Source organism: Streptomyces sp. NPDC002144 (genome assembly GCF_053593695.1).
Genome location: NZ_JBSFDB010000022.1, coordinates 1 through 24,913, shown reverse-complemented (window position 1 = coordinate 24,913; position 24,913 = coordinate 1). Strand labels below are relative to the sequence as shown.

Annotated in this window: 24 protein-coding genes and 3 pseudogenes; 10 read left to right on the top strand and 17 right to left on the bottom strand. The window is 71.2% G+C overall.

What is annotated here, in order from left to right; all coding sequences use genetic code 11:
* Positions 1-41 precede the first annotated feature (41 nt).
* A complete protein-coding gene (locus ACWCQ1_RS29425; protein WP_133047614.1) occupies positions 42-527 on the bottom strand; it encodes an Lrp/AsnC family transcriptional regulator in 486 nt (161 codons plus the stop codon).
* Between the two features lie 78 nt (positions 528-605).
* On the opposite strand from ACWCQ1_RS29425, the gene ACWCQ1_RS29420 reads away from it, so the two are divergent.
* The 4 genes from ACWCQ1_RS29420 (at position 606) to ACWCQ1_RS29405 (ending at position 4,964) form a co-directional block, all read left to right on the top strand.
* On the top strand, positions 606-1,355 hold the full coding sequence (locus ACWCQ1_RS29420; RefSeq protein ID WP_133047615.1) for a LytR/AlgR family response regulator transcription factor: 750 nt from the start codon (positions 606-608) through the stop codon (positions 1,353-1,355).
* A 2-nt stretch (positions 1,356-1,357) separates the two neighbouring features.
* On the top strand, positions 1,358-1,720 hold the full coding sequence (locus tag ACWCQ1_RS29415; protein WP_133047616.1) for a hypothetical protein: 363 nt from the start codon (positions 1,358-1,360) through the stop codon (positions 1,718-1,720).
* Between the two features lie 12 nt (positions 1,721-1,732).
* Positions 1,733-3,445, top strand: coding sequence for a sodium/solute symporter (locus ACWCQ1_RS29410; protein WP_358603819.1), 1,713 nt, complete (start codon positions 1,733-1,735; stop codon positions 3,443-3,445).
* A gap of 277 nt (positions 3,446-3,722) precedes the next feature.
* On the top strand, positions 3,723-4,964 hold the full coding sequence (locus ACWCQ1_RS29405; protein WP_358603822.1) for a sensor histidine kinase: 1,242 nt from the start codon (positions 3,723-3,725) through the stop codon (positions 4,962-4,964).
* A gap of 2 nt (positions 4,965-4,966) precedes the next feature.
* On the opposite strand, the gene ACWCQ1_RS29400 is transcribed toward ACWCQ1_RS29405, so the two are convergent.
* Positions 4,967-5,140 (bottom strand): hypothetical protein, encoded by a 174-nt coding sequence (locus ACWCQ1_RS29400; RefSeq protein ID WP_133047619.1) that lies wholly within the window; start codon positions 5,138-5,140, stop codon positions 4,967-4,969.
* A gap of 13 nt (positions 5,141-5,153) precedes the next feature.
* Positions 5,154-6,980, bottom strand: a complete 1,827-nt coding sequence (locus ACWCQ1_RS29395; protein WP_451027742.1) for a protein kinase domain-containing protein — start codon at positions 6,978-6,980, stop codon at positions 5,154-5,156.
* Positions 6,981-7,012: 32 nt separating this feature from the next.
* Here ACWCQ1_RS29395 and ACWCQ1_RS29390 point away from each other — a divergent pair, with 32 nt between their 5' ends.
* The gene (locus tag ACWCQ1_RS29390) at positions 7,013-7,420 is read left to right on the top strand and encodes a hypothetical protein (RefSeq protein WP_358603856.1); all 408 of its coding nucleotides are present in this window, start codon (positions 7,013-7,015) and stop codon (positions 7,418-7,420) included.
* A 101-nt stretch (positions 7,421-7,521) separates the two neighbouring features.
* Here ACWCQ1_RS29390 and ACWCQ1_RS29385 read toward each other — a convergent pair.
* The 5 genes and pseudogenes from ACWCQ1_RS29385 to ACWCQ1_RS29365 form a co-directional block, all read right to left on the bottom strand.
* Positions 7,522-8,442: pseudogene (locus tag ACWCQ1_RS29385) on the bottom strand (DUF6777 domain-containing protein); the annotation flags it as partial.
* A gap of 86 nt (positions 8,443-8,528) precedes the next feature.
* Positions 8,529-9,479, bottom strand: a complete 951-nt coding sequence (locus ACWCQ1_RS29380; protein ID WP_133047622.1) for a cytochrome c oxidase assembly protein — start codon at positions 9,477-9,479, stop codon at positions 8,529-8,531.
* 116 nt (positions 9,480-9,595) lie between these two features.
* On the bottom strand, positions 9,596-10,621 hold the full coding sequence (locus ACWCQ1_RS29375; RefSeq protein ID WP_133047623.1) for a 6-phosphofructokinase: 1,026 nt from the start codon (positions 10,619-10,621) through the stop codon (positions 9,596-9,598).
* 196 nt (positions 10,622-10,817) lie between these two features.
* Positions 10,818-11,546 carry a type 1 glutamine amidotransferase gene (locus tag ACWCQ1_RS29370; RefSeq protein ID WP_133047624.1) on the bottom strand — a complete coding sequence of 243 codons (729 nt, stop codon included), beginning with the start codon at positions 11,544-11,546 and terminating at the stop codon, positions 10,818-10,820.
* A 17-nt stretch (positions 11,547-11,563) separates the two neighbouring features.
* The gene (locus ACWCQ1_RS29365; RefSeq protein WP_358603831.1) at positions 11,564-12,802 is read right to left on the bottom strand and encodes a MurT ligase domain-containing protein; all 1,239 of its coding nucleotides are present in this window, start codon (positions 12,800-12,802) and stop codon (positions 11,564-11,566) included.
* A gap of 122 nt (positions 12,803-12,924) precedes the next feature.
* Here ACWCQ1_RS29365 and def point away from each other — a divergent pair, with 122 nt between their 5' ends.
* Complete coding sequence (gene def, locus ACWCQ1_RS29360) at positions 12,925-13,500, top strand: peptide deformylase (RefSeq protein ID WP_358603834.1); 576 nt, start codon at positions 12,925-12,927, stop codon at positions 13,498-13,500.
* A 129-nt stretch (positions 13,501-13,629) separates the two neighbouring features.
* Here the strand turns inward: def and ACWCQ1_RS29355 are convergent, their stop codons facing one another.
* Positions 13,630-14,274, bottom strand: coding sequence for a TetR family transcriptional regulator (locus tag ACWCQ1_RS29355; RefSeq protein ID WP_133047627.1), 645 nt, complete (start codon positions 14,272-14,274; stop codon positions 13,630-13,632).
* A gap of 172 nt (positions 14,275-14,446) precedes the next feature.
* Between ACWCQ1_RS29355 and ACWCQ1_RS29350 the strand changes: the two genes are divergently transcribed.
* Positions 14,447-15,673, top strand: a complete 1,227-nt coding sequence (locus tag ACWCQ1_RS29350; protein WP_358603837.1) for an acyl-CoA dehydrogenase family protein — start codon at positions 14,447-14,449, stop codon at positions 15,671-15,673.
* A gap of 133 nt (positions 15,674-15,806) precedes the next feature.
* Positions 15,807-16,469 carry a thiaminase II/PqqC family protein gene (locus ACWCQ1_RS29345; protein WP_451027741.1) on the top strand — a complete coding sequence of 221 codons (663 nt, stop codon included), beginning with the start codon at positions 15,807-15,809 and terminating at the stop codon, positions 16,467-16,469.
* A gap of 4 nt (positions 16,470-16,473) precedes the next feature.
* Here the strand turns inward: ACWCQ1_RS29345 and ACWCQ1_RS29340 are convergent, their stop codons facing one another.
* From ACWCQ1_RS29340 to ACWCQ1_RS29320, 5 genes are all read right to left on the bottom strand, one after another.
* Entirely contained in the window at positions 16,474-16,710 is a 237-nt protein-coding gene (locus ACWCQ1_RS29340) for a DUF6213 family protein (RefSeq protein WP_133047630.1), read from the bottom strand.
* A gap of 25 nt (positions 16,711-16,735) precedes the next feature.
* On the bottom strand, positions 16,736-18,130 hold the full coding sequence (locus ACWCQ1_RS29335; RefSeq protein WP_451027740.1) for an NADP-dependent succinic semialdehyde dehydrogenase: 1,395 nt from the start codon (positions 18,128-18,130) through the stop codon (positions 16,736-16,738).
* Positions 18,131-18,204: 74 nt separating this feature from the next.
* Complete coding sequence (locus ACWCQ1_RS29330; protein WP_358603844.1) at positions 18,205-18,672, bottom strand: NUDIX domain-containing protein; 468 nt, start codon at positions 18,670-18,672, stop codon at positions 18,205-18,207.
* On the bottom strand, positions 18,669-20,207 hold the full coding sequence (locus ACWCQ1_RS29325; RefSeq protein WP_358603847.1) for an ATP-dependent DNA ligase: 1,539 nt from the start codon (positions 20,205-20,207) through the stop codon (positions 18,669-18,671). The genes ACWCQ1_RS29330 and ACWCQ1_RS29325 overlap by 4 nt, the downstream gene beginning before the upstream one ends.
* A 114-nt stretch (positions 20,208-20,321) precedes the next feature.
* A complete protein-coding gene (locus tag ACWCQ1_RS29320) occupies positions 20,322-21,245 on the bottom strand; it encodes an NAD(P)/FAD-dependent oxidoreductase (protein WP_451027739.1) in 924 nt (307 codons plus the stop codon).
* A gap of 78 nt (positions 21,246-21,323) precedes the next feature.
* Between ACWCQ1_RS29320 and ACWCQ1_RS29315 the strand changes: the two genes are divergently transcribed.
* Positions 21,324-21,914 (top strand): helix-turn-helix domain-containing protein, encoded by a 591-nt coding sequence (locus ACWCQ1_RS29315; RefSeq protein WP_133047635.1) that lies wholly within the window; start codon positions 21,324-21,326, stop codon positions 21,912-21,914.
* Positions 21,915-22,606: 692 nt separating this feature from the next.
* Here the strand turns inward: ACWCQ1_RS29315 and ACWCQ1_RS29310 are convergent.
* The 3 genes and pseudogenes from ACWCQ1_RS29310 to ACWCQ1_RS29300 form a co-directional block, all read right to left on the bottom strand.
* On the bottom strand, positions 22,607-22,918 hold the full coding sequence (locus ACWCQ1_RS29310; protein ID WP_358608050.1) for a hypothetical protein: 312 nt from the start codon (positions 22,916-22,918) through the stop codon (positions 22,607-22,609).
* Between the two features lie 661 nt (positions 22,919-23,579).
* Entirely contained in the window at positions 23,580-24,098 is a 519-nt protein-coding gene (locus ACWCQ1_RS29305) for an NUDIX domain-containing protein (protein WP_451027738.1), read from the bottom strand.
* A pseudogene (locus ACWCQ1_RS29300) lies at positions 24,095-24,304 on the bottom strand (IS256-like element IS6120 family transposase); the annotation flags it as partial. The pseudogene ACWCQ1_RS29300 and the gene ACWCQ1_RS29305, both read right to left, overlap by 4 nt.
* Positions 24,305-24,769: 465 nt before the next feature.
* On the opposite strand from ACWCQ1_RS29300, the pseudogene ACWCQ1_RS29295 reads away from it, so the two are divergent.
* Positions 24,770-24,913 (top strand): annotated as a pseudogene (locus tag ACWCQ1_RS29295) (IS256 family transposase); the annotation flags it as partial.

Here is a 24,913-nt window from a genome sequence, read left to right as displayed (position 1 = left end):
TCACGCAGTCTTGCTGCGCACTCGGATGTTTATTCGGGTGTTTATTCGGGTGCGGGCTGCGTGGCCCCGGCCTCCGGGGACTCCGGGAGGAGATGCGACAGCACCATCACGCTGATCGTCTTGCGGATGAAGGGCTCCGTGCGGATGCGCTCCAGCACCTCCTCGAAGTGGTCCACGTCCCGGGCCCGGACATGCAGCAGGGCGTCCGCGCCGCCGGTCACCGTCATGGCCGCGGTGATCTCCGGATGGTTGCGGACCACCTCCGCCAGCCGCCGCGGCGGCGCCGCGCCCTCGCAGTAGACCTCGACGTACGCCTCCGTGCGCCAGCCCAGCGCCGCGGGCTGGACGGTGGCGGTGAACCCGGTGATCACGCCCGTTTCGCGCAGCCGGTCCACCCGCCGCTTCACCGCCGTGGACGACAGTCCGACCGCCGCGCCGATCTCGGCGAAGGACGTCCTGGCGTTCGCCATCAGTGCAGTGACGATCTTCCGGTCGGTGTCGTCGAAGGGGGCCGGACCGCTGTTCATGTGGGCACTGTATCCAGCACGAACGTCCACTTCCCGGGACATGTCCACGCGTCGGGATTCCACCTACACTCCGGGTTCATGCTGCGTGCCCTCGCCGTCGACGACGAACGCCCCTCACTGGAGGAACTGCTGTACCTGCTGAACGCGGATCCCCGCATCGGCAGCGCGGAGGGCGCGGGCGACGCGACCGAGGCGCTGCGCCGCATCAACCGGGCGCTCCAGTCGGGGCCGGGCGGCCCCGAGGCGATCGACGTGGTCTTCCTCGACATCCAGATGCCCGGCCTCGACGGCCTGGACCTGGCGCGGCTGCTGAGCGGGTTCGCCAAGCCGCCGCACATCGTGTTCGTCACCGCCCACGAGGACTTCGCGGTGCAGGCCTTCGACCTCGAGGCCGTCGACTACGTCCTCAAGCCCGTCCGCAAGGAACGCCTCGCCGAGGCGATACGCCGGGCCGCCGAACTCACCGGCAACACCCCGCGCATCCGCGTCCACGAGCCCGACCCCGACCACATACCGGTCGAACTCGGCGGCGTCACCCGCTTCGTGGCGGTCGACGACATCACCCATGTCGAGGCGCAGGGCGACTACGCCCGCCTGCACACCGACAAGGGCAGCCACCTCGTACGGATCCCGCTGTCCACCCTGGAGGACCGCTGGCGCACCCGCGGCTTCGTCCGCATCCACCGCCGCCATCTGGTCGCCCTGCGCCATGTAGGCGAACTCCGCCTGGACGCGGGCACGGTGAGCGTCCTGGTGGGCGGCGAGGAGCTGCAGGTCAGCCGGCGTCACGCGCGTGAGCTGCGGGACCTGCTGATGAGGAGGCCCTGAGCATGCCCCACCAGGACCCCGCCGAACGGCGCGTCGTCGTCACCGGACCGCCCCGGCGCACCCGCCGCGCCTCAGGCTACTACCGGCCGCGCACCGAGATCGACGAGCAGACCACCCTCGGCCACACCTACGTCCGCTCCCTCATGCGCTCCCAACTCCGCGCAGGGCTCGCGGTGTTCGCCGTCCTCGGACTGCTGATAGGCCCGCTGCCGCTGGTGTTCAACGCCATGCCGGACGCCCACCGCCTCGAATGGGCCGTCCTCGGCTTCTGCCTGTACGCACCGCTGGTCCTGCTCGCCCTCTGGTACGTCCGCCGCGCCGAACGCAACGAACGGGACTTCGTGCGGCTCGTCGAGGACCGCTGAAGCGGCAGCACCATGAACTCCAGCTACGCCGTCCCGGCCGTCGCCCTCGTCGTCGTGGCGACCGTCCTCGTCGGCGCCTTCGGCCTGCGCATCTCGCGCACCACCTCCGACTTCTACGTCGCCTCCCGCACCGTCGGCCCCCGCCTCAACGCGGCCGCCATCAGCGGCGAGTACCTCTCCGCCGCCTCCTTCCTGGGCATCGCGGGCCTGGTCCTCGTCCAGGGCCCCGACATGCTCTGGTACCCGGTCGGCTACACCGCCGGCTATCTGGTCCTGCTGCTGTTCGTCGCCGCCCCGCTGCGCCGCTCCGGCGCCTACACCCTGCCCGACTTCACCGAGGCACGGCTCGGCTCGCCCGGCGTGCGGCGGCTGGCCGGTGCCTTCGTCGTCGGGGTGGGCTGGCTGTATCTGCTGCCCCAACTCCAGGGCGCCGGGCTCACGTTGACGGTCCTCACCGGAGCCCCCGACTCGCTCGGCGGGCTGATCGTGGCCCTCGTCGTGGTGGCCACGGTCGCCGCCGGCGGCATGCGCAGCATCACCTTCGTCCAGGCCTTCCAGTACTGGCTGAAGCTCACCGCCCTGCTCGTCCCCGCCCTCTTCCTCGCCGTTGCCTGGCAGGGGGACGGATCCCCCAGCCACGCCTTCGAGGAACCGGCGACCTTCCGCGAACAGCGCGTCGTACGCGTCGACGACAGCCTCGACCTCAAGCTGGCCGCCCCCCTGACGGTCACCGTGACCGGCACGGTCGACGGCCGCGCCCACGACGACCGGCGCCTCGAACTCCCCGCCGGAACCCACCACATCGCCAAGGGCACCAGACTGAGCTTCGCCAAGGGCACCGCCGTCCCGACCGCCGACCCCGGGACCAACGGCGGCATGTCCACCTCCCTCGCCACGGGCCGCCAGGAACGGCCGCTGTACGCCACGTACGGACTGATCCTCGCCACCTTCCTCGGCACCATGGGCCTGCCCCATGTGGTCGTCCGCTTCTACACCAGCCCGCACGGCGTCGCCGCCCGCCGCACCACGGTGGCCGTCCTCGGCCTGATCGGCGCGTTCTACCTGCTGCCGCCCCTGTACGGCGCCCTCGGCCGGCTCTACACGCCCGAACTCGTCCTCACCGGCGACGCGGACGCGGCGGTCCTGCTGCTGCCGGACCGCATGATCGGCGGCGTCGGCGGCGATCTGCTCGGCGCGCTGGTGGCGGGCGGGGCGTTCGCCGCCTTCCTGTCCACGGCGTCCGGGCTGACCATGGCCGTCGCGGGCGTCCTCACCCAGGACGTCCTGCCCTCGCGCGGTGTACGGCACTTCCGGCTCGGCACGGTGCTCGCCATGGCCGTGCCGCTGGCCGCCAGCGTCCTGGTGGGCGGGCTGCCGGTGGCGGACGCGGTGGGGCTGGCCTTCGCGGTGTCCGCCTCCTCCTTCTGCCCGCTGCTGGTGCTCGGCATCTGGTGGCGGCGGCTGACCCCGCCGGGCGCGGCGGCCGGGATGCTGACCGGGGGCGGCTCGGCGTTCGCGGCGGTCGCGGCGACGATGGCGGACGTGCCCGGCACGGGCCCCGCGCACGCCTTGCTGGCCTGGCCCGCACTCTGGTCGGTGCCGCTGGGCTTCCTCACCATGGTGCTGGTGTCCCTGGCCACCCCGGGCCGGGTACCGGCCGGGACGGAGGCGATCCTGGCCCGGTTCCATCTGCCGGAGCAACTGCGGGCGGAGGTGAAGGCGTGAGGGATGGGCCGGACAGGGCGATCGCCACAACGCTCCCCGCACGCACCGACGAAAGCTCACGTGGACGAGCCGAGCGGGTGGTTGCGGTGACCGTCCCCGCAGGTGGCGGTGAGGGCTTGTGCGGGCGGGTGGTTGTGGTGGGCGTGTCTGCGTGTGGGGGTGAGGGCTTGCGCTGTCGTGGCGGGCTGGTGGCGGCCGCGACCGTCCCCCTGTGGGGCGGTGAAGGCTTGCGCGGGCGGGCCGTCGGCGTGCCGGGCCGGCATGTGGAGGTGACGGCATGAGTGGCTTTCTGGCCGGTCTGTGTGTGGCCGTTCTTCCGCTGCTGGCCGCCGGGTTCTGGCTCGGGCGGCGTACCGCGCGGCCCGACAGCCTCGGCGATCTCGGCACCCCGGTCGAGCACGCCACCTTCCAGACCCTGCACACCGCCTCGCTCGCCGCGCCGCCGCTGCGGGCCGGGCTGACCGAGGAGACGGCGCGCAAGTCGGCGCGTCGGCTGCGCACCCTGCTCGGCACGGACGCGCTGTGCCTGACCGACCGCGAGCGGGTCCTGGTCTGGGACGGCGTCGGCGCCCACCACCGCGGCGAGATCATGCAACGCCTCTCCGGCGTCCTGGAGACCGGCCGCGGCGAGGCCTTCCGCCTCAGGTGCGAGACGCCGGACTGCCCGGTGCGCTGGGCGGTCGTGGCACCCTTCACCGTCGACGACCGAGTGCACGGCACGCTCGTCGCCTGCGCCCCGCGCGAGTCCGCCGTCCTGGTCCGGGCCGCCGGTGAGGTCGCCCGCTGGGTGAGCGTCCAACTCGAGCTGGCGGACCTCGACCAGTCCCGCACCCGGCTGATCGAGGCCGAGATCAAGGCACTTCGGGCCCAGATCTCCCCGCACTTCATCTTCAACTCGCTCGCGGTGATCGCCTCGTTCGTGCGCACCGACCCCGAGCGCGCCCGCGAACTCCTCCTCGAATTCGCCGACTTCACCCGCTACTCGTTCCGCAGGCACGGCGACTTCACCACCCTCGCCGACGAACTCCACGCCATCGACCACTACTTGGCGCTGGTCCGGGCCCGCTTCGGCGACCGACTCTCCGTCACCCTACAGATCGCCCCGGAAGTCCTGCCGGTCACCCTGCCGTTCCTGTGCCTGCAGCCGCTCGTCGAGAACGCCGTCAAGCACGGCCTGGAGGGCAAGGCCGCCACCGCCGGGGGCAAGTGCCACATCAGCATCACCGCCCAGGACGCCGGCGCCGAGGCGCTGGTCGTCATCGAGGACGACGGCGTCGGCATGGACCCGGTCCTGCTGCGCCGCATCCTCGCCGGCGAGGTCAGCCCCTCGGGCGGCATCGGACTGTCCAACGTCGACGACCGGCTCCGCCAGGTCTACGGCGACGACTACGGGCTTGTGATCGAGACCGCCGTCGGCGCGGGCATGAAGGTCACCGCCCGGCTGCCGAAGTACCAGCCGGGCGTCCACCCCGCGGGCCGGATCACCCAGGAGTTCTCGGGGGAGTTCTCCGGGGACTGAACCTAGGTCCCGCTGCGGGTGGCGATCATTCCGAGGGTGAGCAGTCCCAGCACGACCCAGCCGAACCACAGCCAGCCGTTGCTGCCGAGCGCCACCGTGTAGGCGGTCACCACGACCAGACCGCCGACGGTGAGCACCCCCATCGTCTTCGTAGAACCGTCCGTGGAACCGGGCATCGCGACACCCTCCTCAGGATTCGTCCCCCTCCATGGTGCCCCCGTTCTGCCTGCGAACGGTGCACACGACGAAATGCGTGCCCGACTTCCACGGCCCCTCACTGGTCCAGGACCCCGAGGCGTACACCGACGGATCGAAGCCGTAGTCGCGCGGCGGCACGTCCTTCGCGCACACCGTGTCCGACTCCGTACGCGCCTCGGCGTACGTGACCTCCCTGCCCAGCCGGGTGAAACCGAGCACCTGTTCGTCGTGCGGGTCCTTGCAGGAGACCAGCCGGGCGTCCCTGTTGGGGCGGGTCAGGAGGCAGTCCCGGCGCTGCATGTTCGCCGTGTCCGAGAAGGAGAGGCCCGGCTTCCGGTGTGCCCCGAGCGGCCCGTAGACCGGCCCGTGCGCGCCCAGCACCAGACAGGCGGTCCGGCGCCCCGCGGCCTCGAAACCGGTGCCGGTCGGCACGACGGCGACCGTACGGACGTCCGCCAGCCCCTCCCGGATCTCCTGCGTCCGCTCCTCGCATCGCGCAGGTCCCAGCGTGCGCGCCTCGTCCGCCGAGGCGGCCGCCACGAACGCCATCACCTGCCCGTCCGGCGCCTGATCCCGGCAACTGGGATCGAGCGTCAGCCGGGGCGTGCCCCGGAAGCGCACCGCGTCGGGCCAGTCGGCGAGCACGCAGTCACCGTCCTTCAGGGGCCGGGTGAGCCCGACCGCAGTGCCGTACGGGGCCGCCTTCCCGCCGTCGTCCGGCGTCTGGTGGGCCATGGCGTACCAGACGCCGCCCAGGGCCAGCACCAGCCCCAGGGACGCGGCGAGCAGGGCGCGCAGGGCGCGGGGCAGTTCGCGGCGCCGGTGGGCGGGCACCCGCGCCGGGGCCGGCCCGAAGCCGGCCGGGCCGGGGCCGGGCGGGGGAGCGGTGACCCCGGCCCACGGCGGCTGCGAGCCGAGGTCGGTCCGGGTCCGGGCGTACGGCTCGGCCTGCGGTGTCACGATCCCCGACAGCGCCGCTTCCGCGTCGGCCGCCGCCGCCCGCCGCCCCGGGTCCTTCTCCAGCAGACCCCGCAGGACGGGCGCCAGCGCGCCGGCGCGCACGGCGGGCCGCGGCTCCTCCACGACCACCGCGGTCACCTCGGCGAGAGCCGACGCGCGCTCGAAGGGAGCCCGGCCCTCGACGCCGTAGTAGAGCGTGCAGCCCAGCGAGAACAGGTCGGCCGCCGGGGTCGGCGGCCCGCCCGTCGCCCGCTCGGGCGCCAGATAGCCCGACGTCCCCACCAGCACGGACGCCAGCGTGTACCGCGTCTCGCCGCCGTCCGGCCGCACCGAGATGCCGTAGTCCGTCAGCAGGACGCGGCCGTACGGCGCCCCGGTGCGGTCCGGCGCGAGCAGGATGTTCGCCGGTTTCACGTCCCGGTGCATCACGCCCCGCTCGTGCCCGGCGGTCAGCGCGTCGAGCACGGCGAGGCCGATCCGGGCGCACTCCGCCGGGGCGAGCGGTCCGCGCGTCTCGACCAGTTCCTTGAGGTCGACGGCGCCCGTCACGTACTCCATGACGATCCACGGCAGCCCCTCGTGTTCCAGCACGTCGTGCACGGTCACCACATGCGGGTGGCCGCGCAGTCCGGCCGCGTGCCGGGCCTCCGCCCGGGCCCGGGCCACCCGCGCCTCCCGCTCCTCACCCACGGGGTCCGGATCGCGGAACACGATCTCCTTGAGCGCGACCTCGCAGGCGAGTCTCTGGTCGTGGGCGAGCCACACATGGCCCATGCCGCCGCTGCCGAGCCGGTTCAGCAGCAGATAACGGCCGGCGATGACCCGGCCCACTCCCGACGTCGGTGATCCTGAATGCATCCGGTGACTCCCGGGTTCTGCGGAGGCGCTACGTGATCGCGCCCGAGGCGGACCCGGAGGACCCGGGCCCGCTCGGGCCGGGCGCGCCGCTCGCCGGCCCACTGGTGGCCGGGGCGCTGACGGTCGCGGGCGGCGGCGGGGCACTGCTGGTGACCGGTTTGCCGGGCGGTGGCGGCGCGCTGGTGGTCGTCGGGCGGCTGGGCGGTGGCGGCGCGACGCTCGTCGCGGGCTTGGTGCTCGGTGGCCCGGCGCTGGTGGTCGCGGGCTTGCCGGTCGTCTGCCCTGCGCCGGTCGTCGATGGCGGTGCGCTCGACGGCGGCGGTGCGGAACTCGGCGGCGGCTGGGAGCTGGGCGGTGGGGTCGACGGCGGTGGCGGGGCGGAGGACGAGCCGGGCCCGCTGCTCGATCCGGACGAGGGAGGCGTCGGAGGTGACGGATGAGGCCTGACCGATCCCGACGAACCGGACGGCGGCGGCACCGGGGGAGTGCTCGGTCCCACGGACGTGCTCCCGGGCGAACTCCCCCCGGCCGTGCTCAGCGTCACGTACTGCCCGAACCGCAGCTCGGTGCCCGCCGGCGGGTCGGATGCCGTGACCCGGGCGTCGTCGGCGGGCAGCGCCCTGCCGGCGTACCCGGCCGCGAGCCCCTCGGCGGCCAGCTCACGGCTCGCCCGTCCGAAGGTCGTCCCGGTGAGATCCGGCACCGCTCGGCGGCGGCCCGCGTCGAAGGCCTTGTCGCGCGTTCCCGTCGTGCCGACCGGCCGGTCGATGCCCCGGTTCGGATCGCCGACGTCGACCAGGGCGAGGCGCTCCATTTTCCGCGGCGCGGGCCGTACGGCCACCACGGAGGAACGCGTGAATCCCTTCCACTTCCGGTTGCCGTTCTCGAACTTGACCGAAATACGATTCGTGTCATCGGTGAAGGGTCGCAGCGGATTTCCGCACGAACATTTCACGGCGGGCGCCCCCTGCTGATCGACGAGAATGGCGATTCCGGCCTGCAGCAAGGAGTCGAAGGGAACAGCCTTTCCCTTCCTGTAGTCGTGATTCCGCACGAGTGTGTCGTGACGCAGGAGAACAGGAGTGAGCCGGTCCAGATATCCCGGAATCCGGTCCGTGGAAATACCCAGCGCCGTCGCCCACGCCTGGGCCTTCCGGTGATTCCCGGGAGCCGTGAGGAACGCCTTGAGCTTCCGGACGTCACAGATGGTCGGCCTGCGTGTGCCTCCGTACAGCCCGGGCGTGTCCCCCTGCTGCAGACTGCCGCGCACGGACTGCGGCCGGAGTGCCTCGTCGTGCCCCAGACCGCCGCTCTCGTCGAAGAAAGGCGCGAGGGACGGAACTCCCGCGGCCACCGCCCGTACCAGCGTCAGCGGCGTACTGCGATCACATCCACTGAGCGCCAGTACGAATACGAGCAGGACGGCGATCCGGCGAACCGCCGATTTCCCGGCCCTGTGCATAAATGCGCGAAGTGTCATCACCGCTCCCCCCGGCGGTTTTCCCCCTGCGCATCATGCTACTGAAAGGCGCCGAACGGCGAACCCTTTCAACGCCCGCGTGCGTTCAATGAGGCCAGATAGGCGTTGTAGGCCTCGAGTTCCTTGTCGCCGTCGCGGTCGGCGGCCCGGTCCTTGCGCTTCGCCTGCCGCTGCTCCGAGCTGTACCACTGGAACAGCAGGGCCAGCAGCACCAGCACCGAGGGGACCTCGCTGAACGCCCAGGCGATGCCGCCGGCCGCGGTCTGGTCGGAGAGCGCGTCGATGCCGAGGGAGGCGGGCGGGTTCTTGAACGTCTCCACCATCGGCGTCGACGCCATCATCAGCGCGATGCCGAAGAACGCGTGGAACGGCATGCCGGCGAACAGCTCCAGCATCCGCATCAGGTGGCCCGGCCGCTGCGGCCCGGGGTCCACGCCGATGATCGGCCAGAAGAACACGACGCCCACGGCCAGGAAGTGCACCATCATCGCGATGTGCCCCGCCTTCGACCCCATCAGGAAGTCGAACAGCGGCGTGAAGTACAGCCCGTACAGGCTCGCGATGAACAGCGGGATGGTGAACGCCGGGTGCGTGATGATCCGCATGTACCGGCTGTGCAGCAGCATCAGCAGCAGCTCACGCGGCCCCTTGCGGCCCCTGCCCGCGGTCGGCAGTGCGCGCAGGGCGAGGGTGACGGGGGCGCCGAGCAGGATCAGGATGGGCGACAGCATGCTGATGATCATGTGCTGCACCATGTGCACGCTGAACATGACCATGCCGTAGTCGTTCAGCCGGGTGCACATCACCAGACCGACGGTCAGCACACCGATGACGTACGACACCGTCCGTCCCGGCGACCACTTGTCGCCGCGGCGCCGCAGCCGTACGACCCCCCACCCGTACAGCGCGAGTCCCGCCAGGCAGGCGACGAGGAAGAACGGATCGGCGGACCACTCGAGCCCCCGCCCCAGCGTGAACGGCGGCAGATCCATGGTCATGCCGTGCCCGCTGTGATCCATCGGACGGCTCCTGATTCGTGGGGGTTGTGCATGTGTGTCCCCCACAGACTAGAACCGCCCCCGGCCGCGCCTGCGACCGGGGGCGACCGCCCGGGACCGAGGGGCTCAGTGGGGCGCTAGAGAACGCACTCGGCCTCGTCGTAGCGCTCGGCGGGCACCGTCTTGAGGGTCTCCACCGCCTCCGCCAGCGGCACCATCACGATGTCCGTGCCGCGCAGCGCGGTCATCCTGCCGAACTCGCCGCGGTGCACGGCCTCCACGGCGTGCCAGCCGAAGCGGGTGGCGAGCACGCGGTCGTACGCCGTCGGCGTGCCGCCGCGCTGGACGTGGCCCAGGATGACCGGCCGGGCCTCCTTGCCCAGCCGCTCCTCCAGCTCGATGGACAGCTGGCGGGCGATGCCGGCGAACCGCTCGTGGCCGTAGACGTCCTTGCCGCCCTCGTCGAAGTCCATCGTGCCGGCCTTGGGCTTGGCGCCCTCCGCCGCGACGACGATCGCGAAGCGCTTGCCCGCCTCGAACCGCTCGCCGACCCGCCTGGCCAGCTCCTCGATGTCGAAGGGCCGCTCGGGCACGACGATGGCGTGCGCGCCGGCCGCCATGCCGGAGTGCAGCGCGATCCAGCCGGTGTGCCGCCCCATGACCTCCACGACCAGCACCCGCTGGTGCGACTCCGCGGTGGTCTTCAGCCGGTCCAGCGCCTCGGTCGCCACCCCCACGGCCGTGTCGAAGCCGAAGGTGACGTCCGTGACCGCGATGTCGTTGTCGATGGTCTTGGGCACGCCGACGATCGGCAGCCCGCTGTCGTACATCAGGCGGGCGGCCTTGAGCGTGCCCTCGCCGCCGATGGGGATGATCGCGTCGAGGCCGAGCTCCTCGACATGCCCCTTCGCCCGCTCCACACCGTCGCGCAGGTGCGAGGGCTGGACGCGGGAGGAGCCGAGGATCGTGCCGCCGCGCGCCAGGATGCCGCCCACCGCGTCGAGGTCGAGCTTGAGATAGTCGCACTCCAGGAGGCCCTTCCAGCCGTCCCGGAAGCCGATGACCTCGTCGCCGTGGTCGGCCACGGCTCGGTGCACGACGGATCGGATGACCGCGTTCAGGCCGGGGCAGTCGCCGCCGGACGTGAGGACACCAATACGCATAGCCCGAAAGACCTTCTCACCGTGTAAACGTGGGCCGGGACCGGACCACGTCGTCCGGTTCGATCCCCGCCACCCTAGCGGCAGGAGGGGGCGGGGCCGTACCGTCCGTCCGCCTGCTGGACGACCCCGCTCACCTGTGCGGAGTCATCGTCAGACGGGCCGGTAAAGACGGGCTTGAGGACAGGTGTACGGCAGCTCAGGCGGGCTGCTGTGCCGCCGCGATGCGCTCGCCGCGCAGCGCCTCGTACCACCGGTCGTCGGTCGGCGGCAGCGCGTTGACGTCGAGCGCCAGCTTCAGCAGCAGGTCGGCGATGAGCGGGTTGCGCGCCAGCACCGGCCCGTGCATGTAGGTGCCGAAGACCGTGTCGTTGTACGCGCCCTCGGTGCCGTCTCCCGTGCCGTTGCCGTTGCCCAGGCGCACGTTCGCGAAGGGGCGGGCGGTCGGGCCGAGGTGGGTGACGCCCTGGTGGTTCTCGAAGCCGGTCAGCTGGGGCAGGCCCAGACGCGGGTCGATGTCGGCGAGCACGTCACCGACGCACCGCTCGCCCTCGCCGCGCACGGACACCACGTCCAGCAGCCCGAGGCCGGGCTCGCGCTGGCCGAGGTCGTTGATGAACTCGTGGCCGAGGATCTGGTAGCCGGCGCAGACGGAGAAGACGATCGCGCCGTTCTCCACCGCCCGGTGCAGGCCCCCGTCCCGGCGCAGCCGCTCGGCCGCGAGCCGCTGCGGACGGTCCTCGCCGCCGCCGATCAGGTAGATGTCCCCGGAGGTCGGGATCGGCTGGTCGCTGCGCACGTCGAGGCGGGCCACGTCGAGGCCGCGCTGGCGGGCCCGGCGCTCCACGACGAGGACGTTGCCCTGGTCGCCGTAGGTGCTGAGCAGGTCGGGGTAGATCCAGACGACCCGCAGGCTGTTGTCACTCACTGATGTCCCCTGAGTTGTCAGTTGCCGACGCGGCGGCGCAGGTCCTGGAAGGCGGTGTAGTTGGCGATGACCTCGATGCGGCCCGGCGGGCTCATCTGCACGGCCTGGTCGAGGTTCTCGCAGACCTGGAAGTGCTGGTTGGCGACCTCCAGGCGCACCGCGAGGTCCAGCTTGCGGTCGCCGATCACACAGATCGGGTGGCCGGTCAGCCGGGTGTAGTCGACGTCCCAGAGCCAGGAGGTGTCGGTGCCGTCGGCGCCGCGCGCGTTCACCGAGAGGATCACCGGGGTGGGCGGAGGATCGATCAGGCTGAACGTTTCGAGCCAGCCCGCCGGGTTCTTCGCCAGCAGCAGCCGCAGGTCACGGCCCTGGAACTGGACCACGTCATAGCGGCCGGCCACGGCCTGCACCTGGTACATGCGTTCCAGGGCGACCTGCGGCGGCACACCGAAGACGGCGGCCACGGCGGCCGAGGAGGCGGCGTTGGCCTTGTTGGCACGGCCGGGCAGCTGGAGGTGGATCGGCCAGGCGGAGCCGTGCGGGTCGAGGACGTGGTCACCGGACAGGGCCCAGCTCGGCGTCGGGCGGCGGAAGCCGCACTCCCCGCAGAACCAGTCGTCGCCGGGCCGCTGCATCACACCACCGCAGGACGGGCAGGACCAGGCGTCGTCCTTCCACATCTGCCCGGCGGCGACCCAGATCACGTTGGGGGAGGAGGAGGCGGCCCACACCACCAGCGGGTCGTCCGCGTTGGCGACGACGACGGCCTTCGAACCGGCCAGCCCCTCGCGCCAGTTCTCGGCGAGCATCCGGGTCTCGGCGGCGCGGTCGAGCTGGTCGCGGGAGAGGTTCAGCAGCGCGATGCACTTGGGGGCGGTGTCCCGGGCCACGCCCGCGAGGTACTTCTCGTCGACCTCGATCACGGCGTACTTGGCGTCCGAGCCGCCCGCGAGGGCGGAGGTGATGCCGGCGGGCATGTTGGCGCCGAGGGCGTTGGAGACGACGGGGCCCGCGGCCCGCAGCGCCTCCGCGATGAGCCGGGTGGTGGTGGTCTTTCCGTTGGTGGCCGAGACCAGGACGACGTCCAGGCTCTGGGCGAGCCGGGCGAGGAGGTCGGGGTCGAGCTTGAGCGCGACCCGGCCGCCGATCACCGAACCGCTGCCGCGCCCGGCGGCACGCGATGCGGCCGCGACCGCCTTGCCCGCGGTAACGGCCAGCTTGGCCCGCGGCGTGAGCGGGTCCGAGTTGCCTGCCATCAGTTCTCGATCCTCCTTGCGTACGCGCCGCGCCTGAAGCCTCTGAGTCTTACGGCAACGTGGTGTGGACCTCAGCCTATCGAGATCTGTTCACGCTCCCGAACCGCCGTACCCTTGCGGCCATGCGAAACGGCTCCATCCCGGGCACCCGCGGGCGTGTCCGGCCCCTCACCCTGCTGGGGGACCCGGTCCTGCACGCCCCGTGCGCCGAGGTCACCGACTTCGGCCCCCAACTGGCCCTGCTCGTGGAGGACTTGTTCGCGACGATGTACGCGGCGCGGGGGGTGGGCCTGGCGGCCAACCAGGTCGGTGAATCTTTGCGCGTGTTCGTGTACGACTGCCCCGACGACGAGGAGATCCGGCATGTGGGCCATGTGGTCAACCCCCGGCTCGTCGAGGCCGACGGGGTGGTACTGCGGGGCCCCGAGGGCTGTCTGTCCCTGCCGGGCCTGGAGGCCGGTACCGAACGTCACGACCACGCGGTGGTCGAGGGGTTCACGGTGACCGGGGATCCGGTCACCGTGCACGGCACGGGTTTCTTTGCGAGGTGTTTGCAGCACGAGACGGATCACCTGGAGGGCCGCGTCTACGTGGACCGCCTCACCGGGTGGCGCAGACGCAAGGTGCTCCGCCAGGCGGCCAAGGCCTCCTGGAGCGGCCGGGGCCAGGGTCTGCCGTCGGGATCGGACCGGCCGTGAGGAGCGGTGCCCGCCGAGCGACCCGAGCGGGGTCATGGGGGAGTCGGCGACGCGACAACCCCGCTGGGGTCACTCCGGGGGAGTGCGTGCCGACCCCCGCGACGCCCCGCTGATCCTCATGGCGGGCCCTCAGAACCCGGGGCCGCCCACCCGGTCGCCGGCCGCCGCGAGGCGTCCCCACAGCAGGTCGGCCAGGCAGCGCACCAACTCGGCCCGTGAGCAGGGGCGTTCGCCCAGCCACCAGTCGCCGGCCGCGTACATCATGCCGACGATGCCGTGGCCCCACACCCGGGCGAGCTGCTGGCTCTCCGGTCCGAGGTCCAGCCGGTCCTCGATGACCTGGGCCAGTTCCTCGCCCATCCTGCGCAGCAGCGGCGCCGAGTGCTTGCCCACGTCGAAGCCCTGCTCCGCCGTCGTACCGCCCTCCGCGGGATGCATCAGGAACCGGTACACCTGGGGCCGCGCCTCGATCGCCGCGAGGTAGGTGTCCAGGGTGGCCTCCACCCGCTCGCGCCGTTCGGCCGGCGCGTCGAGCGCCGCCCGCAGCGAGTCGAGCAGCGCGTCGGTGTGCCGCTTGGCCAGCGCCGCGTACAGTCCCCCCTTGTCGCCGAAGTGCCGGTAGAGAATCGGCTTCGTGATGCCCGCCTCCGCCGCGATGGCGTTCATCGAGGCCTGCGGGCCGTCGCGCAGCACCACTCGGTCCGCGGCCTCCAGCAGCTCGCGCCGACGGCGGTCGGCGGACCGCTGCTGGTCGGTCCGCTGTGTGGTGTCCATGAGCTCTCCCCACCCGTGCTTAATCGGTAACGCCAGCGCAAACTAACACTCAGCATGCCCTCTGCATCGAACTGGCTGCCGAGGCGTCATCGGGAGTTGACTTTTCCTACCCGTCGGTAACAGACTGGTGTTACCGCTAGTAACACGTATGTGCGCCGCCGCTGGAGGGGACATGGCCGAGTTCACCATGGAGCTCAACGACGAACAGAAGGAGGTCCGGGACTGGCTGCACGGCTTCGCCGCCGACGTCATCCGCCCCGCGGCCGCCGAATGGGACGAGCGTGAGGAGACTCCCTGGCCGGTCATCCAGGAGGCCGCGAAGGTCGGCATCTACTCCCTCGACTTCTATGCCCAGCAGTACTTCGACTCCACCGGCCTGGGCATTCCGATGGCCATGGAGGAGCTGTTCTGGGGCGACGCGGGCATCGCCCTGTCGATCGTAGGCACAGGTCTGGCCGCCGTGGGCGTTCTCGCCAACGGAACCGAGGAACAGATCGGCACCTGGATCCCGCAGATGTACGGCGACACCAATGACGTCAAGGTCGCCGCGTTCTGCTCCTCCGAGCCCGACGCCGGCTCCGACGTGGCCTCCATGCGCACGCGTGCCGTCTACGACGAGGCCAAGCACGAGTGGGTGATCAACGGCACGAAGACCTGGGCGACCAACGGCGGTATCGCCAACGTCCACGTCGTCGTCGCGTCCGTCGACCCGGACCTGGGCTCCAAGGGTCACGCGTCCTTCATCATCCCGCCGAACACGCCGGGTTTGACGCAGGGCCAGAAGTTCAAGAAGCACGGCATCCGTGCCTCGCACACCGCCGAGGTCGTCCTCGACAACGTTCGCGTGCCCGGCTCCTGCCTGCTCGGCGGCAAGGAGAAGCTCGACGAGCGGCTGGCGCGGGCCCGGGAGAAGGCCAAGCAGGGCGGGGAGCGGGTGAAGAACGCGGCGATGGCCACGTTCGAGGCTTCGCGGCCGGCGGTCGGCGCGATGGCCGTCGGCACCGCCCGGGCGGCCTATGAGGTGGCTCTCGACTACGCCAAGACGCGTGAGCAGTTCGGTCGGCCGATCATCGACAACCAGGGTGTCGCCTTCCAGCTCGCCGACATGCGGACGTCCGTCGACGCCGCTCGTCTGCTGGTCTGGCGCGCCTCGTGGATGGCGATCAACGGCAAGCAGTTCACGGCCGCCGAGGGCTCGATGTCCAAGCTGTTCGCGAGCGAGACGGCGAAAAAGGTCACGGCCCAGGCGATCCAGATCCTGGGCGGCAACGGCTACACACGGGAGTACCCGGTGGAGCGAATGCACCGGGACGCGGCCATTTACACGATCTTCGAGGGGACGAGCGAGATCCAGCGGCTGGTGATCGCGCGGACCTTGTCGGGGATGCCGATTAGGTAGGCGCCGTGGGGGTGCGGTGCGTTGCGGACTGGCGGTGGCTCGTGGCTGGTCGCGCAGTTCCCCGCGCCCCTTTGGGGGCGTCTGTGCCAAGGTCGGTGGAGGAGTGCTGCAATCCAGACCGACGGAGGACGCGATGGCGCGTACGGCCCCGGAACTTCTGGCCACCACCACCGCCCAGCTGGCGCCTGACCCGCACTCCAATCCGCTGATCCCCCTGATCGCCCGGGGGGAGGCCTCCCGGGATGTCCTCGGGACGCTGGCCCTCGAACAGCAGTGGGTGATCCCTGCCGACCGCACCGCGTTCCTGCATCTGGCCGGACGGGCGCGGGAGGAACCGGAGGCCGCCGGCTTCTTCGCGATGCTGGCCGAGGGCGAGGCCCTCGCGGCGGAGCGCCTGAAGTCCTTCGCGCGGGCCTGCGGCATCGACGAGAGCCGCACCCGTTCCTACGCTCCCCTGCCGGGCTGCCAGGCCTACCCCGCCTACGTCGCCTGGCTGGCACTCAACGCCTCCCCGACGGACGTGGTCCTGGCGATCACCGCCAACTTCTCCGCCTGGGGCGGCTATTGCGCCACGATCGCCGAGTCCCTGCGCACCCGGTACGGCTTCACCGTGGACGACTGCGCCTTCTTCGACTTCTTCGCGCAGCCGGCTCCGGAGCTGGACGAGAGGGCGAGGGCGGCCGTCCAGGAGGGGCTGGACACGGGGATCCTCGACGAGGAAGCGGCCCACGGGTACGGCCGCCTGCTCCAGAGCTACGAGGCGATGTTCTGGGCCACGCTGCGCGGGGTGGCCTGAAGGGTCACGGGGCGCCCCCGCTGCTGTGCGCGATGCACGCCACGTCGATGCGGTCGGCGAGCTTGGCCAGCTCGATGGTCAGAGCCGCCACGGTGTCCTCGTCGAGCCCGCCCTCCCCGGCCTCGACGAGATGCAGCCACCGCCCGCCCACGGTCCGCAACAACTTGCTGACGTCGGCCGCGGCCACCTGCAGGGTCCCGCGGTCGTCGACGATCAGAGGCAGAGTCACTTCGCGGTTCACACCGGGGATGTTAGCCGCGCAAGCGTCACGCTCCGTGCCAAACCGTCGTGATGTTGCAGAACTCCCGGATTCCGTGCCCGGACAGCTCACGCCCGTACCCGGACCGCTTGACCCCGCCGAACGGGAACGCCGGATGGGAGGCGGTCATGCCGTTGAAGAACACGCCGCCGGCCTCCAGGTCCCGTACGAACCGGTCGACCTCGGCCTCGTCCCGCGTCCACACGTTCGAACTGAGGCCGAACGGCGAGTCGTTGGCGATGAGCACGGCCTCGTCCAGGTCGGCGGCACGGTACAGCGTGGCGACCGGCCCGAACGCCTCCTCCCGGTGGATCCGCATCTCGCGGGTGATCCCGGCGAGCACGGTCGGCGGGTAGTACCACCCCGGCAGCTCCGGCCTGCGCAGCCGGTGGCCGCCGCACAGCACCTCGGCCCCGCTGTGCTTCGCGTCCTCGACCAGTTCCTCCAGATCGGCCCGCCCCTGCTCGCTCGACAGCGGCCCGACCTCGGTGTCCTCCTCCATCGGGTCGCCGACCTTGAGCGCCTTCATGCTCTCGACGAACCGCTCGGCGAACCGGTCGTACACGTCCGTGTGCACGATGAACCGCTTGGCGGCGATGCACGACTGCCCGTTGTTCTGCACCCGCGCGGTCACCGCGATCCGCGCGGCGCGGTCGACGTCGGCCGACGGCATCACGACGTACGGGTCGCTGCCGCCCAGCTCCAGCACCGTCTTCTTGATCATCTCGCCGGACGAGGACGCGACCGCCCGCCCGGCGGGCTCACTGCCCGTGAGCGTGGCCGCCTTGACGCGGTCGTCGCGCAGGATGTCGTCGACCGCGGCGGAGCCGACGAGCAGGGTCTGGAAGCAGCCCTCGGGGTAGCCCGCCTGATGGAAGAGGTCCTCCAGGAACAGCGCGGTCTGCGGGACGTTGGAGGCGTGCTTGAGCAGGCCCACGTTGCCCGCCATCAGCGCGGGCGCGGCGAAACGGACGACCTGCCAGAGCGGGAAGTTCCACGGCATGACGGCGAGGACGGGGCCGAGGGGGCGGTAGCGGACCCGCACCCGTGACGCGCCCGAGTCCTTGACGTCGGAGTCGGAGGGCTCCTCGTCGGCGAGCAGTTCCTCGGCGTGCTCGGCGTACCAGCGCATCGCCTTGGCGCACTTGGCCACCTCGGCGCGGGCCTGCTTGATCGGCTTGCCCATCTCGGTGGTCATCACACGGCCGACGTCCTGCTGCATCCCGTCGAGCAGCTCGGCGGCCCGGTTCAGCAGACGGGCCCGCTCGGCGAAGGTCGTCGTCCGGTACGTACGGAACGTCGCCTCCGCGAGCTGGAGCCGGCGTTCGATCTCCTCCTCGCCCATGGCCTCGTACGTCTTGAGCGTCTCGCCGTTCGCCGGGTTCACCGTCGCGATGGGCATGGCTGACCTCCCTGGGGCGGCTTGGTGTTACGACCTTCCCGCGCCGAGCGGGCGACCGCAACGCGTGTGCGTCCTCAGGGCGAGTGCTCCGCCAGGCGGTCGAGAAACGCGGACTGGGCCTTGACGATCACCTCGCGGGCCCGGTCCAGGGTGAGCCACTCCACGCGGTCCAGTTCCGGGAACTCCTGGGTCCGTCCGGACTTCGGGGGCCACTCCATCGTGAAGGTGCCGGGATTGATGGTCGCCGGGTCGAGGTCGGCCTCGACCGCCCACGCCGTGACGATCTTGCCGTTGGTCTGGCGCACCTCACCGAGCGGTACGGCCTCGCCGTCCGGCGGCTCGAGGCCCAGTTCCTCGCGGAACTCCCGGCGGGCCGCGTCCCAGGCGGGCTCGTCGGGCTCGTACTCGCCCTTGGGGACGCTCCACGCCCCGGCGTCGCGCCTCGCGAAGAACGGTCCGCCCATATGGCCCAATAACACCTGCAGGCCGTGATCGGTGTGCCGGTACAACAGCAGGCCCGCGCTGCGCTTGCCCGTCGTCACGGGTGCACCTCCGGGTGGGCGGCGAGGAGTGTCTCCACGGTGTCGGCGTCCTCGGGGCGCTTGTCCTCGCGGTAGCGGACCACGCGGGCGAAGCGCAGGGTGACGCCGGCCGGATAGCGGGTGGACCGCTGCAGACCGTCGTAGGCGATCTCGACGACGAGTTCGGGGCGTACGGTCACCACGTGGTCGTTCTCCGCCACGGCGATCTCTCGCAGCCGCTCGGTCTGCCAGGTCAGCATCGCGTCGGTCATGCCCTTGAAGGTCTTGCCGAGCATGGCGAAGCCGCCGTCCGCCGTGCGGGCGCCCAGGTGCAGGTTGGAGAGCTTGCCGGTGCGGCGGCCGTGGCCCCACTCGGCGGCCAGCACCACGAGGTCCAGGGTGTGCACGGGCTTGACCTTCAGCCAGGACGCGCCGCGCCGGCCCGCACTGTAGGGGGCGTCGAGGGCCTTGACCACCACGCCCTCGTGGCCGCGCTTGAGGGTCTCGGCGAGGAAGTCCTCGCCCGCGCCCGCGTCCTCGGGGCCGGCGACCACGACACGCCGTACCCGCATCGGCTCGGGGACCAGCCGGGCCAGCTCGGCGTGCCGCTCGGCGAAGGGCAGGTCGAGCAGGTCGCGGTCGTCGACGGAGAGGGCGTCGAAGAAGACGGGGGAGACGGGGACGGACTTGGCGGCCGTGGCCACGTCCACACGGGAGCCGACGCGGCCCGCGGTCTCCTGGAAGGTGCGGGGCCGCCCGTCCGCGTCGAAGGAGATGACCTCGCCGTCCAGGACGAAACGATTCCCCCGCAGCCGCAGCGCGGCCCCGGCCACCTCGGGCAGACGGTCGGTGATGTCGTCGAGGGTGCGGGTGTAGATCCGTACGCTGTCGCCGGTGCGGTGGACCTGGACGCGGATGCCGTCCAGCTTCTCCTCGACGGCGCAGGCGCCGAGCTTCTCGACCGCCTCGGTCACCGAGGAGGCGGTGTGCGCCAACATCGGCAGCACGGGACGGCCGACGGTGAGCCGGAACTGCTCCAGGGCCCCGGGTCCGTCCGCGAGCAGCGTCCGCGCGACCGTCTGGAGCGAGCCCGCGAGCATCACCGCCCGGCGCACGTCCGCCGGCGGCGCCCCGGTCGCCTCCGCCAGACCCTCGACGGCGACGGCGTCCAGGGCGCCCTGCCGCACCTCACCGGTGAGCAGGCCGAACAGGAAGCGCTGTTCCGCCGCGGTCGCCGCGCCCATCAACGCACCGACCAGCCGGGTCCGTTCGGCCTGTGAGCCGGAGCCGGAGACCCTGCCGAGCTCCGTGAGGCGGGCGTCGACCTCGCGGACGGTGAGCGTGGGGTCGGCGGCGGGGGCGACCGGTCGGCTGAGCACCTTCCAGCCGACACCGAGCCGCCCCTGGGGCAGCCGTCCCGCCAGATACGGGATCACGATCGGTACGTCGTCCGCCTCGGCGTCCCGGAACAGCTCGGCGAGCAGAGCGATCTTCCGGGAGCGCGCGGAGGTGGCGGCGACCTCCTGGGACACATGGGCCAGCCGGGCAAGCAGCATGCTGCCATGGTGCAACGCGCTCGCCCGGGTTACACCCGGGCGAAGGGGATGTACGTCGGTCGTGGGTGCGTTGCGGCTGGTCGCACCCGCCCGGCGGAGCCGCCGGGCCGTGCCTCAGCGTGCTTCGTCCAGGTCCGCCATCAGCAGTTCCCCGTTGATGGTGGCGCCGACCCGGTAGCCGCGGCTCGCCGCGTTGACCACCTGCTCGGCGAAACCGGAGGCGTTGCCCGCCGCCCACAGACCCGGCACGCTCGTCTTGCCCCGCTCGTCGATCACGGGGTAGGCGCCGAAGGGCGTCTCGTCCATCTCGGCGCCCAGCCGCTCCAGCAGTCCGGTCCGCGGGACGGCGCGCGGCGCGACGAACAGCACCGACCGGTCGTGGACCGTGCCGTCCGCGAGCCGCACGCCGGTCAGCCGGTCGTCCTCGACGACCAGACCCGCGACCTCGCCCGGGACGACCTCGACGCCGGCCGCGGCGAGGCGGCGCAGATCGTCGTCCGACAGCTCGGACCCGGCGACCGTGTGCAGGAAGAACGTCACGTCCTTCGACCACTGCGACACCATCAGCGCCTGGTGGGCACTCATCGGGGTCGTGGCGAGCACGCCGAAGGCCTGGTCGCGGACCTCCCAGCCGTGGCAGTACGGGCAGTGCAGCACGTCCCGGCCGAAGCGCTCGGCGACCCCGGGCACGGCGGGCAGCTCGTCCTTCAGGCCGGTGGCGACGACCAGGGCCCTCGCGGAGACGGTACGGCCGCTCTCCAGGGCCACCTCGAAGCCCTCGCCCCGCGAGGCGTCCACCGCGCGGTCGCGGACCAGCTGGACGCCGTACCGCGCGATCTCCTCGCGGCCGATCGCCAGGAACTCGGCGGGCGGCATGCCGTCCCGGGAGAGATAGCCCTGCATATGGGCGGCGGGCGTGTTACGGGGCTCGCCGGCGTCGACGACCAGGGTGCGGCGCCGGGCGCGGCCCAGGACCAGTGCGGCGGAGAGCCCGGCCGCACCGCCGCCGACGACGACCACTTCGTACTTCTCGGTCATGGGAGACCACCTCCGCCCCGACGGTCGCCCGAGCACTGCCGCATTGACAAACCTGTTTGCCGAAACTGCAATGACTGCATGAATGACTCCACGAGCGACGACACCGACGAGGTCCTGGCCGAGGTCGGGCCGCGGCTGAGGCGGATCCGCAAGGAGCGCGGCGCCACGCTCGCCGGGCTCTCGGCGGCCACCGGCATCTCGGTGAGCACGCTGTCCCGGCTGGAGTCCGGGCTGCGCAGGCCGAGCCTGGAGCTGCTGCTGCCGATCGCGCGGGCGCACCAGGTGCCCCTGGACGAGCTGGTCGGTGCCCCGCCGGTCGGCGATCCACGGGTGCGGGCCAAGCCGCTGGAGCGGGGCGGGCACACCTTCTGGCCGCTCAGCAGGCAGCCCGGCGGTCTCCAGGCGTACAAGATCCTCACCGCGGTCGGCAGGCGCGAGCCGGATCCGCGGACGCACGAGGGCTATGAGTGGCTGTACGTCCTCTCCGGGCGGCTGCGCCTGGTGCTGGGCGAGCACGACCTGGTGCTCGGGCCGGGCGAGGTGGCCGAGTTCGACACCCGGGTGCCGCACTGGTTCGGGTCGACGGGGGAGGGACCGGTGGAGTGCCTGAGCCTGTTCGGTCCGCAGGGGGAGCGGATGCATGTGCGGGCGCGGCCGAAGCGGTCGTAGGTCTGCCGCAGTACCTCGTCTTCAACGCCGCCTACGTGCCCGACAGCGTCATCGACGCGCGCTACCGGGACGGCCCGCGTGCTCTGGGGGGCCGCGGACAAGGTCAACCGGCCCTCCGGCGGGCCCTTCGGTCTCAGGCAAAGCAACTGGTCAGAGCCTCGCAGCGGCTTGCTTGGTCCTGTCCTGTCCTGTCCACAGATGGTCCACGGTGTGGTGGCCGCCGCCTCGGGTGTGGATGTGAGTGGCCGTCGTTAGGGTGGCGTGCGTTGAGGCCGGTCAGAGAACCGTCATGGTCCGCGGTCTAAGGGGGGCGGGATCTGAAAGGTCCCGGGTTCGCCTCGGGACTCTAGGTACAGCCACCGGCCTTGCTGACCGACCACCGTTTTAAGGAGCGAGGTGGGACAATCATGGGTCTGACCTGCTGATTCCCTGCCCTGGGCGAGATGCGGTCCGGTGGCCTCCTTCTTACCTCGAGTCCCCGTGAGTCCCCGTCCGTTCTGGCACGAGAGTGGCACGGCTGGGGGACCGTGCCCCGGCCTCCTCATTGGTGGAGGTTGGGCCCCGACCTGCGTCCCTTTCACGGCGCTGCCTCCTCGGCCAGGGGCCAGGCTCACACAGGGGCGGCACCCGCGCCGCGACGCCCTCGGCGGCGGCCACCGGGTGATGGCCGCCGCCAGGAAGCGGACAGCTCGTCAGGCTTGGACTCCCCAGGCGTTGATCGGCTTCTTCAGCGACGAGTTGACGGAGGTGCAGTACGCGTACGAGATGGTGCCGGCCGCAGCCGTCGCTCCTTGCGCCGTCCTCCCGTTCTTGCACTCGGCCGCGGCGAAGAAGCTGCCGCCCCCCGTACATTTCACGCCGACGGTGTTCTTGTCGCTCCAGGCCACTTTGCATCGAAAGGCGCGCGCTCCGTCGGGAGCCGCGGACGCGGTCGCCGAGGTGGCGGCCACGCCGGACGCCGCCAGGACTATGGCCGTGAACGCACTCGCCAGTACTCGCTTCATCGGGATGTCCCCTTCGTTTGCGGTAACCGGTGGTCAGTCCGGTCACCGCCAAACGATAGGTCGGGCCCCGATCCACGACGTCAACTCCAGGTTTGGCAGCCAGGTCAACCCTCGCGGTAGGCACGTCCACCCCACGCGGTACGCGCGCGGAACGCACGTCCACCCCGCGCGGTACGCGCCTGCCAGACGCCTCGGCCAAGGACACCAGCACTGGCGAGTGGGCTACTGCCGACCATAGGACCGACTTTGACCACGAATAGAGCACCCCAACTCCTCCTGAAACACAGCGAGTTGTTCCTCAACTTGCCTTCGGGGATGAGCACCTGCGGCGGCGCCCAACGCACCATCTCTGAGCAGGGGCAGAGATGTCGACAACTGTCATGGTCTGTCGTCGTAGGCCGTCCTCGCACGGCCAGAGACGGCCCCGGATGGTGCTGGATCACGGCCCTTGACGACAAAGCCCCGCTTTAGGAGCGAGGTTGGGCGATCACAGCCCTGACCTGCGGATTCCACGCCTTGCGCGGATGCTGGGCGTGTGTGCCTCGCGTACCCTCATTCCCCGCTGGTCCCCGCTCGTTCTGCCACGAGAGCGGCACGAGGAATGGTCAAGATCTGTGGATCAAGACCTTTCGGTGCGTTTGTCGCATGAGTGATCTGGTGGTCAGAGGTCGTCCATATTGGGGTGGGAGATGGCGGCTTCGGCGAACAGTCGGCGATAGAAGGGGCCGAGGCCGTCGGGGATGGCCAGGGACTGGAGCGCCTCCTCCGCCGGCAGAAGACGGCGGTGGGTCATCTCGAATCGTGGGTCCCACGGAGCCAGACGCACCTCTGCTCGCCACATCGACCGGACCAGCACCAGCCCTTCCTCCGGGCCTCGCACGCAGACGCCCCGGCTGAACCCGAGTAGTCGGCAGTCCATCACCTGGGCGCAGGCTTCCTCACTGACCTCGCGGCGCATCGTGTCGACCCACTGCTCATGCCGCTCGGGGCGACCGCCAGGCAGGCCCCATCGCTGTCCATCTGGGCTGACCACGACGATCCGATCGCCGGCGACGCACACCGCCTCCGCGCCGTGTGGCGTACCCGGCGGCGGGTCAGAAGGCGGATACCACGCGACGCGGCATTCCTGACCATTGATGAATGCGGTGAAGTATGCGCCATTCCCGGCAATGTCGTTCATGGTTCCGTTCCAGCGATCGGTTCAAGCGGCTGTCGGGACGTCCTCGTCGAGGCGCGTTCGAGGAGGTGGCCACGTTCGAAGCGGGCTCCGGCACGGACTAGGGCGACAGGTTGGGGTGCATTTACGGCCCGCCAGCGGGTCTGGGCCGATTCGACGAGCTTGAACACCATCGCGAGGGCAGCCGCGCGGGAGCCGGCACCTTTGGTCTGTACTGCTCAGCACCTACGGTTCGAGCCCTCGCCCGGTTCGGCGCCGGTGCTTCCACGCGCGAAGCTCAAACCAGGTGACCCAACCTACGGATAATGCGATCGCCGCTTCGATCGCCTGCCTCCAAGTCTCCGGAGCCCACTTGTGTGCCGCGACTGCTACGAGGCCGAACCATGCGCTCAGCAGGAAGTAGTCCCGAATGCGGGTCCGCAGGCGGGCGTCTGGTCGTGCCAGGTAGACCATGGAGATCCCCTCTCTGAAACCGGAGGGTACAACGCGGCCGGAAGCGCGGTTGGTCGATCGCGTAGCCAGTTTGGTCGCCCCGACCTGGTTGCGTCCTGGGAAGTGGTGTACGGGTTCCCACCTGATCCGGGCGTTTGGCCTGGCGTCGGAGTGAGGGCCCGGATATGAGAACGGCCACCGGCTGATCTTCGAGATGTCGAAGCTCGAAGGAGATCAGCACGATGACCGCACCCGACAGTCTGCCCCTGCACGCCCTCGCCGAGGAGAACTTCGCCGCGGCGAGTCCCGATCTGCTGCGTGCGATGATCAAGACATTCGCCGACGCCCTCATGTCCGCCGAGGCCGACGCCCTCTGCAACGCCGAA